We start from the raw sequence: 10,290 nt of genomic DNA on the forward strand, positions 1-10,290 counted from the left end.
CAGCGCAAGCGATCTCGGCTATCTCAATTTGTGCGACTGGTGGGGTGCGCCATCGCGCTCGCAGATTTCGGCGATGCTGAACGTGCCATCGAAGACTTTTTTTGCGGGCCTTGCTTGAACGACGGGAAAACCATGTGCACTGCGCGGCCCCGCGCCGCGCGATTCGCCTTGACGCAACTCGCCGACCAGATCGAGGTGACCGGCCAATTGTTACCGCTGTGGTTTTGCTTTGATAGCCGAGGCCGCCTGATGGCTACGATCACCTACGTTTCCACCATCAACCGCGTCGCGAAAAAGCTTGGAGAATATCCTGAGCTCCTTCAGGCGATCGTCAGCAACGACGACAACCTCTACGGCAGTGTCATCAGGGCGCCGGAAAGAGCAGCAGCTCGAGGCCTTCGTCATCCATCCCTTCAGGCAGCGGCGAGCTCAGCCCAGCAAGACGGGCGCGCCGCAGATAACATCCACGATGCTATTGGGTTCTGTCGCAAATCGTGCTTTTGGTCACAACGGCACGCTTTCGCGCCGATGATCATGCTGCAAGGATTTCGAACTGCGCTGCGATCGAGCGACGTGGATTATCGGCGAACCTCGCCTGCCGTTTGGTAAGCGCGTAGCTGATGCCGTTTAGCGCTGGTATTTCCACGGCATGAGCGCCTCGATGTCGCTGTTTGGCCAGCCATTGGCGATACGCTCGAGGGTCTGGGTGAGCCAGGCGTGCGGATCGACCTAGTTCATCTTGGCGGTTTATGCCGACCGCCGAACTATGCGTAACCATTCGGCCAGGGCCGCGGTAACTATGATTTCGGGCGACGGTTTTCTGCGCTAGGTTTCGGCGGTGCGTGACCCGCAGCCCTGCGCTCGTCGACGATATGCCGAAGGTTGTCGATGCCGTCTTCGGTGAAGACGAAATTTGTGCATTGCAATATCTGCGGCGATCGATATGATCCTGTTGTCGGCCATCTACTCCTCCCAGATGCGATGCCGGCGCTGAATGCGGTGCACCTCCTCCGCGCTGCATTTCAAATCGAGCCCACTGCCACCTCCTCCCGGCAGTGGGCTTTTTCTTTGTATGAGCGGCAATTTGGCCCTTGGCCGACGTATTGGCTTCTAGTCTCTAGGCGAGGCGAATGCTCCGAACTTCCAGGCCTTTCTTGCCCTGCCCGCATTCGACAAACACTTTCTGTCCCTCCACCAGCACGCTGAGCCCTGAGCGGTTCAACGCGTTAGCATGAACGAAAACGTCCTTCTCACTGTTATCGGGTGCAATGAAGCCGAAGCCTTTTTCGGGATTGTACCATTTGACCGTGCCCTGGCTCTTCAGCTGCGCACCCGTATCAGCGGTGGACTCTCCAGCGCTGCGCGTATCTGCCGGCGTTTTCGCGATCTGGTCGCTGATCTCCAGCACTTGCACGACCTGATGACCTCTTGGACTTTCTTCAACCGCAACCTTGAGACGTGCCCCCTCGGAAACAGCGCGGCTTCCGGCAACTTCCAACACTCGGATGTGCAGATAAGCTTCCGTGCCGTTCGACAGTTTGACGAAGCCAAAACCCTTGCTGGCATTTGTCGCTTGGCAGTTAATTATGAGAATCCCGTGTCAATGATTTCCGTGACTTAGCCGTCCGTCGCGATTTTTTGCAGTTAAATCGAGAACGAGCTGGCAGGATATTTTCTGTATTTCTGTGTGCTAGATCAAGGGATTTGCCTTAGAAAGAGGCCGATAACTTCCCTACGATTTCAATGCCATAGTGTGTCGGCGTCGGGGTGTGTGTGGTTCACGCTTTTGCATCTTATTTGAGAACCGACGCGCTGAGATTCTTAAGTTAAGTGCCACCGCCCGCACAAACTGCCGCATTCTTACGTTTAAGTGCCAAGCGACAGGATCGGTCCGGGCCGGACGATGGCGACCTCAACGACGAGATCGTAGAAGGTGCGCGGTTTGATGCGTGGCAGCATCGACATCTGGGCGCGGCTCTCGATCTGGAAGACCCCGATCGTGTCGGCCTTGCGGATCATGGCGTAGGTCGCCGGATCCTCGGCCGGGATCGTGGCCAGGTCGAGGGTCATTCCCTTGTGCTCGGCCAAGAGGTCGAAGCTGCGCTTCATGCAGGTGAGCATGCCGAGCGCCAGGACGTCGACCTTCATGAATTTGAGGATGTCGATATCGTCCTTGTCCCACTCGATGACCTGGCGGTCGACCATGCGGGCCGGCTCGATCGGCACTAGGTCATCGAGCCGGTCATTGGTGAGAACGAAGCCGCCTGGATGCTGCGACAGGTGCCGGGGCGTGCCCTCGAGCTGCTGCGCCAGCTCAAGCGTCAGCCGCAGCCTGCGATCGGCCATGTTGAAATTGAGCTCTCGAGCGCGCGTCTCGTCGATGCCTTCGCCGTGGCCCCAGACCTGGGACGAGAGCAACTTGGTGACGTCCTCGGGGAGGCCGAGGGCCTTGCCGATATCGCGGACAGCGCCCTTGGTGTGATAGCGCACGACTGTCGAGCAAAGCGCGCTGTGATCGCGGCCATAGGTCTCATAGACCCACTGCATGACGATTTCGCGCCGCTCATGCTCGAAGTCGACATCGATATCCGGGGGTTCCTTGCGCTCCTGCGAGACGAAGCGCTCGAAGAGGAGATTGTTGCGCTCGGGATCGATGCTGGTGATGCCCAGCACATAGCAGACGGCGGAATTGGCGGCCGAGCCTCGGCCTTGGCACAGGATGTCCTTGCTGCGCACGAACTGCACGATGGCATTCACGGTCAGGAAGTATGGCGCGTACTGCAGGATTTCGATCAGGCGCAGTTCGTGCTTGATGAGCGCCACGACCTTGTCAGGCACGCCTTCGGGATAGCGCCGCTCCGCGCCTTCCCAGGTGAGTTGTGCGAGCGCCTGCTGCGCCGTAAGCCCGGGCAGCATCTTCTCTTCGGGATACTGGTAGGCGAGTTCGTCGAGGGAGAAGCGGCACTGGCGCGCAATTTCGACTGTGCGCTCGAGCGCTTCCGGGTAGCGTGAAAACAGGCGTGCCATTTCCTCGGGGGGCTTCAGATAACGGTCGGCATGGCGCTCGCGCCGGAACCCCAGTTCGTCGATGGTGATGTTGTGGCGAATGGCGGTCACCACGTCCTGGAGGATGCGCCGGCCGGGCTCGTGGAACAGAACGTCGTTGGTCACCACGGTCGGCACCCGCATTTGTGTGGCGAGGTTGGACAGTTCATGGAGCCGGACCTGGTCATTGGGCCGACGGCGCAAGGTCAGCGCCAGATAGGCGCGATCGCTGAAGGTCTCCCGCAGTCGGCGCAGCTGCAGGGCGCAGGTGTCATCGGCGCGATCGGGAACGAGAACGGCGATCAGGCCCTCGGCATAGTCAGCCAGGTCGCTCCATTCGAGATGGCATTGCGCCTTGCCACCGCGTTTCTTGCCCAAGGTCAGCAGCCGGCACAGCCGGGAATAGGCGGCCCGGTCGGTGGGATAGACGAGCATCGACATGCCGTCGACGAGATCGACGCGGCAGCCGACGATGAGCCTGACGCCGGCGTCCTTGGCTGCCTGGTGGGCGCGGACGATGCCGGCCAGAGAGTTGCGATCGACGATGGCAAGGGCTTCAATGCCGCGCGCGGCTGCCTGCGCGAACAGGTCGTCGCAAGAGCTTGCTCCCCGAAGGAACGAGAAGTGGCTGGTTACCTGCAATTCGGCATAGTGCGGTCCGCTCATGCGAAGACCCCATGCAGGAACCATTTGTGGGAACCGGTCTCGGGATCCTCGCCGTCGCCGGCGCGGTAGATCCAGAAGCGCTCGCCGGACTCGTCTTCCACCTGGAAATAGTCGCGCACCGCGATCAGTTCGGCATCGCGGTGCCACCATTCGCCAAACACGCGTTCGGGACCATCGGCGCGGGTAACGCGACGCCGGATGCCGCGCCAACTGAACCAGACCGGCGGATGGTCGGGCAGCAGGGCCATTGTCTCGATGGGTTCGGGGTGGGTCAGCAGACGCGGCGGGCGAGGCCAGTCACCAGGCCAACTCGTCCCGTCGTCCGGCGCATTCGGCGCGATGCGGCGGACCGAGCGTTCGGGCACGTCACTCTCGACCGGGGCAAAGCGGTAGAGCCGCTGCTCGCCAATACGGTTGGCGAGCACGTCGATGAGATCGGTGATGTCGGGCTCCGGCTCCTCGACCAATGAGGAGATGATCTGCTTGGCTCCGAAAGGTTCGGCGAGCGTCGCGGCCAGGGTCATCACCTCGATGCCGAAACCGGGATCGACAGTTTCGATGCGGTCGGTCAGGAGGCGGGTCAGCCGTTTGACATCGCGCACTGGCACTGCGGTGCCAACGCGAATGGCTTCGATGCGGTTGTCGACGCGGTGAAGCAGCAGGTCCAACCGGCGGGCGCCGAGCCCCTTGGCCTCAAGCGCCTCACAGAGGGTTGCGACGAGCTTGCCGGTATAGCGGGCTATGGTCTCGGCGGCGCCGATCGGCTCGCCGAAGGCCCGGCGAACCTCGATGAGTTCGGGAGAGCGGGCGGGCTCGAAAGGTTCGCTGCGCCGCCCCATCGCCTGGTCCAGGCGACGGCCGAGTTCAGGCCCGAAGCGAAGGGTGAGAGAGGCGCGCGGAGCCGCCTCGACTTCGCCCATCCGCTCGAAGCCGAGCGTGAGCAGGCCTTCGACGATATCGTGGGGAAGCCGCAGGGCACCGATCGGAAGGGCGCGCATAATCGCCGGGGCTTGCCCCAATGGCGCGACGAAGGTCGGCCGGGCGAGGAAGCGCGCGCAGGCATGAGCGGCGCCCCACGTGTCCGCGACAGCGGCGCGCGCCTCGATACCGGAGGCCGCCATGCGCGAGACCAGTCCCTCGAGCATCGTCTCCTCCCCGCCATGCAGATGGTCGGCGCCTGTGGTGTCGATGATGAGACCATCGGGCGGATCGGCGGCAACGATCGGGGCATAGCGCAGTGACCAGAGCGCCATTCTATCGAGGGCCGCGGCATCGGCGGCTGAATCCAGGTCGAAGCTCTGCAGGTTGGGCACCAGCACCTGGGCCTTGCTCGCCGGCATGCCTATGCGCAGGCCGGCCGTGTGTGCCGCCGCATCGGCGGCCAGCACGAGCCGCCGGTTTCCCTGCCGGCCGAGCATGACGATCGGGATTTCAGCCGATGGCGCGGACCGGCCCATCGCGCGCCGAAGGCGATCGGTCGGCCAGGCCGGAAAATAGAGCGAGACGACCCTTGTCATCGCAGGCTTCCACTTCAAAATCGGCGCTTTCTCCCGCCCGCACCCGGATCAGCTCGAGCTGCCAGCGAGCGCGGCCGATACCGGAGACCGGCAAGGGACGGGAGGGGAGCGCGGTGACCCGCCAGCGGGTGACCGCGGCGGTTGGTTGTCCAAAATCGGTCGCTTCGGTTTGTCGTCGCCAACGGCGGATGGCGATGCCGATGGCGCCGGAGGCTTCGGCGGCGAGTTGCAGTCGGCGGGAGGCGGTCATCGAGAGGCGTGCCAGTTCGGCAACGACGGCGCCTAGACCGCCATGGCGAAGCCCTTCTTCGAAGCAGGCGAGCACGGAAGCTTCGTCGCCCGCCTCGACATAGACGACACGGCCCGGCAACAGCCCAGCCTGGGCGAGGGCAGGGGCGAAGAGATCCTGCCGGGTGACGCACCAGAGCACCTTCCCTTTGGCGCGCGCAGCAATCCCGGCGGCAAAGAGCGCCGCCGCGGCGCCATCGATCGCCCCGTTGCGGCCCCCGGCAACGTCGTGCAGCGCCCCGAGGCGCCAGCCCGCCTCCCGGCAAGACCTTGTCGATCCTGGGAACGCCGAAGGGAAGCGTCGCACGGTTGCGCGCCGGCCCGCCTTCGAGGCGCGCGACTCGCTCGCGAAGCGCGCGATAGCAGGGCTGGCGGCCGGCTGACCCATGAACGAAACACTCTCAAACTGTCTTCCCAATGGATTTCGGGGCTGATATGTTCCTTATTTGTTCTCTTCGGTGTCCGAGAGTCAATCGGACTCGTTGCGCCGCTCCGAGAGTTGATCCCAGACTCCCCCTGATCGAGGTGTGGTCTATCTTGATATGCCGCAGGTGATGCAGGGACGGCGAAGTGGGCGAGCGAAGCGACAGGGACCAACAAGTTGATGCGCCGCGGGAAGGCACGGCCATCCTTCGCAAGATCATCCATGTCGACATGGATGCCTTCTTCGCCTCGGTCGAACAGCGCGACAATCCCGACCTGCGCGGCAAGCCTGTGGCGGTCGGCGGCTCGGCCGCGCGCGGTGTGGTAGCCGCTGCGAGCTACGAGGCCAGAAAGTTCGGGGTCCGATCCGCCATGCCCTCGATCACGGCGAAGCGCAAATGCCCCGAGCTCATCTTCGTGCCGCCGCGCTTTGACGCCTATCGCGCCGTCTCCCAGCAGATCCACGCGATCTTTGCCGAGCACACGCCACTCATCGAACCGCTCTCGCTCGACGAGGCCTATCTCGACGTCACCGACAATCTGCAGGGCATCCCGGTCGCCACGACGATCGCGGAAATGATCCGGGCCAAGATCAAGGCCGAAACCGGGCTGACTGCTTCGGCCGGCGTCAGCTACAACAAATTCCTGGCCAAGCTCGCCTCCGGCCAGAACAAGCCCGATGGGCTGTTCGTCATCACCCCGAAGCAGGGTCCCGCCTTTGTCGAGGCCTTGCCCGTACGGAAATTTCATGGTGTTGGCCCGGCGACTGCTGACAAAATGGCTCGGCTGGGCATCGAAACCGGCGCCGACCTGCGCGCACAGAGCCTGGCGTTCCTGGAGGAGAAGTTCGGGAAGGCGGGACCGTACTATTACTGGATCGCCCGGGGCATCGACGAACGCGCAGTGCGGGCCGACCGCGAGCGCAAGTCCGTGGGGGCCGAAGACACCTTTGCGAGCGATTTGTTTGACCTCGAAAGTGCTCGCAAGGAGCTGGCGCCATTGGTCGGTAAGGTGTGGCGCTATTGCGAGGAAAGATCGATACAGGGTCGCACGGTGACATTGAAGGTGAAATTCGCCGACTTCCAGCAGATCACGCGCAGCCGCACGATCGGAGGCGTCATCGAGGGCGAAGCCGACCTAGCGACCGTCAGCGGCACCCTTCTCGATCAGGTATTTCCTGTCAGCAAGGGGATCCGCCTGCTCGGGGTGACACTTTCAAATCTAAACGGAACGCGAACCGAGGCCGATAGGCAGATGTCGCTCACGATCTAGGACTGGCTGCAGTTATCGGACTGCTTTTCGGATCCGCTCTGTCAGCGTTTGTTCGACATCGAAATAGCCCTTCCACGCGTCCGACTCCTGAGCCCGGGCGGCGGCAGTGAAAACGTCAAATGCGCTGGCACTCTTGAATGTCGGCAGCTCATCCCAAGTGACGGGTACGGCGCACGACGCACCGGACCGCGCGCGTGTCGACCACGGGCAAATTGCCGTGGCGCCCTGTCCGTTGCGCAGATAGTCGATGAACATGCGACCCTTGCGTCTCGCCTTGCTCATATTCGCGACGAAGCGGGACGGATCGGTGCGGGCCAGCAGTTCGGCGAAGTCCTGGCAGAAGCCCTTGACCATTTCCCAGTCAGCCTCGGGAACGAGTGGCACGACCACGTGGACGCCCTTGCCACCTGATAACAGCGGCCAGGATTGGAGGCCGAGTGCCTCGAGAACGCCGCGGATGTCCAGCGCGGCCTGCTTGACGTCACCAAAGCCCAGGGCCTCGTCGGGGTCGATGTCGAAGATTATCCTGTGCGGCAAGTCTGGCTGCTGGCGAAGGCTTCCCCAGACGTGGAATTCAAGCACGTTCATCTGGACGCCGGCGATGAGGCCCGCCAGGTCATCGACCCACAGGATGCGGCTCTCCTTGCCGGACATCTTCTCCAACTGGCCGTCATGGATGGCCTTGGGCATGCCAGGCAGCTTGTGCTTCTGAAAAAAGGTCTGCTGCAGGTCGCCGTTGGTGTCGCGCACCAGCGATAGCGGCCGATCCTGGATATGCGGCGACCGCGGCGTAGTAGGCGGCGAGCGTTGCCTTTGTCACCGCAGTGCCGGGATACATCAGCTTGTCGGGATGGGTCAGGGTCACGCCAACCGCGCGGGCGATCTCCTTGCCCATAGCGGGATCCAGATTGGCCGTGGCGGCGGATGCGACGGTCTTGGGCGTTTCCATCACCACCTGGTCGGCGCGCTTGTCTTCGCGCATACCTTGGAAGCTCGGGTGACGCAGGCTGCCGTCCGGTGTCACCTCGGAATAGGTGACTTCGGCGACGAGTTCGGGATTCACCCACCTGGCGCGGCGCGCGATGTCGCGCGGCACGGATGCGAAGGCGGGCTTATCCAGAGGCCGCTTCTCCAACTGCGCGAGTATGGATTTGCGCATCGCCTCGGTGAACCCGGTGCCGACGCGGCCGCGGTAGATCAGCTTGCCGTTTTCGTAAGTGCCTAGGATCAGCGAGGCCATGCCACGGCCGGTGTCGCTTGGGCGGTAGCCACCGACCACGAATTCCTGTCGTTTCGTGCACTTGATCTTGAGCCAACTGGCGGTGCGGTCGCCGACATAGCGACTGTCCGCGCGCTTGGCGATGATACCCTCGTGGCCGCCGGCGCACATGGTGTCGAAGATCTTCTTGCCGTTGTCGGCGATATGGCTGGAAAACTGCAGGCTGTCGTCAGGGTCCCTCTCGCCCAGCAGTTCCGCAAGCCGTTCCTTGCGCTCGAGCAGGGGCCGGCTGGACAGATCCTCGCCGTTCAATTCCAGCAGGTCGAAGGCATAGAACTTGAGTGGCATGCCCGCGGCGATGCCGGTCTTCAGCATCGAGAAGTTGGTGCGGCCCTTGCTGTCAATCGCCACGATCTCGCCGTCGATCAGAGCTGAGCCCTTGGTGAGCGCCTGAAGTGGCGGCAGGATCACCTTGAACTGGCGGGTCCAGTCGTGGCCGTTGCGCGTGTAGACGACGACTTCAGATTCCGAGATGGCGACCTGGGCGCGATAGCCGTCGAACTTCATTTCGAAGAGCCAATTGGCACCGACCGGTATGTCGTCGGTCAGCGTGCAGAGTTGGAACGGACGAAACTGCGGTAGGGGGTATTTCGGGGTAGATTCTGAGTCCCTGCGCCGTGCGCGCTTTTTGGGGAGGCCAGCCTCTACGGCCGACATGGAGAGCCCGAATACATAGTACGATTCAATACTCTGCCCTGGGTTTCAGTTCCACACTGCGCGCCGATGAATTGAACCGGAAGAGTCCGGCCGCGTTGTTGGGAAATTGAAACGCAATCCTTGGAGGAAGAAATGGCTAAGACTCAAACAACTCGCGGGCGCAGCCAGGACCGCGCGAAGGTCGCTGGTGGGCAGGATCACGAAGTGAAGTACGAGGCGGGCAAGACTGGCGCCAGCAAGGCGGACGTCAAGTCGGCCGTGAAATCGGTCGGCAACAGTCGCAAGAAGGTTGAGGACAAGCTCGGCAAGAAGTGAGCCGCGGCCGCAGGGCAGATGGTCCGCATCGCCACCTTCAATGTGAACGGCGTCAATGGCCGGCTGCCCGTGCTCCTCAAGTGGCTCACGGCGACCACGTACGACATCGTCTGCCTCCAGGAACTGAAAACGTCCGATGAGAAGTTTCCGGCCGAGGCCATTCGCGAGGCAGGATACGGCGCGATCTGGCATGGCCAGAAATCCTACAACGGAGTGGCCATTTTATCTCGCGGGACGGACCCGGTCGAACGCCGGCGCGGTCTGCCAGGCGATCCAGATGATAGCCACAGCCGCTACATCGAGGCCGGCGTGGACGGGCTCGTCGTCGGCTGCCTTTACCTGCCAAATGGTAATCCAGCACCTGGTCCCAAGTTCGACTATAAGCTGCGCTGGTTCGACCGACTGATCAGCTACGGCCAAGACCTGCTCAAAGCGGGCGCGCCGACTGTGCTGTGCGGAGACTACAATGTCGTTCCGACTCCAATTGATGCGGTCGCGCCGCGACGATGGCTTGGGGATGCGGTTTACTTCCCCGAAAGCCGGCAAGCCTATGCCGGGATGCTTGAGGATGGGTGGATCGATGCGGTCCGGCGCATCCATCCGGAGAAGGGCGTCTACACCTATTGGAATTTCTCCTTCGGCGGCGGCTACGACAGGAGTTCTGGCTTGCGAATGGACCATCTGCTTGTCAGTCCCTCGTTGTCGCCCCGCCTCCGCAATGCCGGGGTGGATGTTGAGACGCGAGGGTGGGAGAAGCCGAGCGATCATGCACCGGCATGGATCGATCTCGATTGAGCATCGACGAATACCCGCGAAGAGGGATTAAGC

At 62.5% G+C, this 10,290-nt stretch carries 8 protein-coding genes and 3 pseudogenes; 4 read left to right on the forward strand and 7 right to left on the reverse strand.

Annotation, left to right across the window (positions count from 1 at the left end):
* A pseudogene (locus EOA85_RS37515) lies at window positions 1-609 on the forward strand (hypothetical protein); the annotation flags it as partial.
* A gap of 18 nt (window positions 610-627) precedes the next feature.
* On the opposite strand, the pseudogene EOA85_RS17515 reads toward EOA85_RS37515, so the two are convergent.
* The 5 genes and pseudogenes from EOA85_RS17515 to EOA85_RS17535 form a co-directional block, all read right to left on the reverse strand.
* Window positions 628-747: pseudogene (locus EOA85_RS17515) on the reverse strand (transposase domain-containing protein); the annotation flags it as partial.
* Window positions 748-1,117: 370 nt separating this feature from the next.
* Window positions 1,118-1,501 (reverse strand): cold-shock protein, encoded by a 384-nt coding sequence (locus EOA85_RS39885; RefSeq protein ID WP_348627912.1) that lies wholly within the window; start codon window positions 1,499-1,501, stop codon window positions 1,118-1,120.
* 365 nt (window positions 1,502-1,866) lie between these two features.
* Window positions 1,867-3,711 carry a PHP domain-containing protein gene (locus EOA85_RS17525; RefSeq protein ID WP_245485836.1) on the reverse strand — a complete coding sequence of 615 codons (1,845 nt, stop codon included), beginning with the start codon at window positions 3,709-3,711 and terminating at the stop codon, window positions 1,867-1,869.
* Window positions 3,708-5,228 carry a DNA polymerase Y family protein gene (locus EOA85_RS17530; RefSeq protein ID WP_127210558.1) on the reverse strand — a complete coding sequence of 507 codons (1,521 nt, stop codon included), beginning with the start codon at window positions 5,226-5,228 and terminating at the stop codon, window positions 3,708-3,710. The genes EOA85_RS17525 and EOA85_RS17530 overlap by 4 nt, the downstream gene beginning before the upstream one ends.
* Window positions 5,143-5,869: pseudogene (locus EOA85_RS17535) on the reverse strand (ImuA family protein); the annotation flags it as partial. The pseudogene EOA85_RS17535 and the gene EOA85_RS17530, both read right to left, overlap by 86 nt.
* Window positions 5,870-6,170: 301 nt before the next feature.
* On the opposite strand from EOA85_RS17535, the gene dinB reads away from it, so the two are divergent.
* Window positions 6,171-7,211, forward strand: coding sequence for a DNA polymerase IV (dinB, locus tag EOA85_RS17540; protein WP_127210561.1), 1,041 nt, complete (start codon window positions 6,171-6,173; stop codon window positions 7,209-7,211).
* Window positions 7,212-7,223: 12 nt separating this feature from the next.
* On the opposite strand, the gene ligD (EOA85_RS37520) is transcribed toward dinB, so the two are convergent.
* Window positions 7,224-7,961 (reverse strand): non-homologous end-joining DNA ligase, encoded by a 738-nt coding sequence (gene ligD / locus EOA85_RS37520; RefSeq protein ID WP_164759718.1) that lies wholly within the window; start codon window positions 7,959-7,961, stop codon window positions 7,224-7,226.
* Complete coding sequence (gene ligD / locus EOA85_RS17545; RefSeq protein ID WP_245485837.1) at window positions 7,882-8,997, reverse strand: non-homologous end-joining DNA ligase; 1,116 nt, start codon at window positions 8,995-8,997, stop codon at window positions 7,882-7,884. The genes ligD (EOA85_RS37520) and ligD (EOA85_RS17545) overlap by 80 nt, the downstream gene beginning before the upstream one ends.
* Window positions 8,998-9,279: 282 nt before the next feature.
* Here ligD (EOA85_RS17545) and EOA85_RS17550 point away from each other — a divergent pair, with 282 nt between their 5' ends.
* The gene (locus EOA85_RS17550; RefSeq protein ID WP_127210559.1) at window positions 9,280-9,462 is read left to right on the forward strand and encodes a DUF3606 domain-containing protein; all 183 of its coding nucleotides are present in this window, start codon (window positions 9,280-9,282) and stop codon (window positions 9,460-9,462) included.
* A gap of 18 nt (window positions 9,463-9,480) precedes the next feature.
* Window positions 9,481-10,257, forward strand: coding sequence for an exodeoxyribonuclease III (gene xth, locus EOA85_RS17555; protein WP_127210560.1), 777 nt, complete (start codon window positions 9,481-9,483; stop codon window positions 10,255-10,257).
* Window positions 10,258-10,290 lie beyond the last annotated feature (33 nt).

Origin of the sequence: Mesorhizobium sp. M5C.F.Ca.IN.020.29.1.1, from assembly GCF_003997375.1 — a bacterium.
Taxonomy (GTDB): Bacteria; Pseudomonadota; Alphaproteobacteria; order Rhizobiales; family Rhizobiaceae; genus Mesorhizobium; species Mesorhizobium wenxiniae.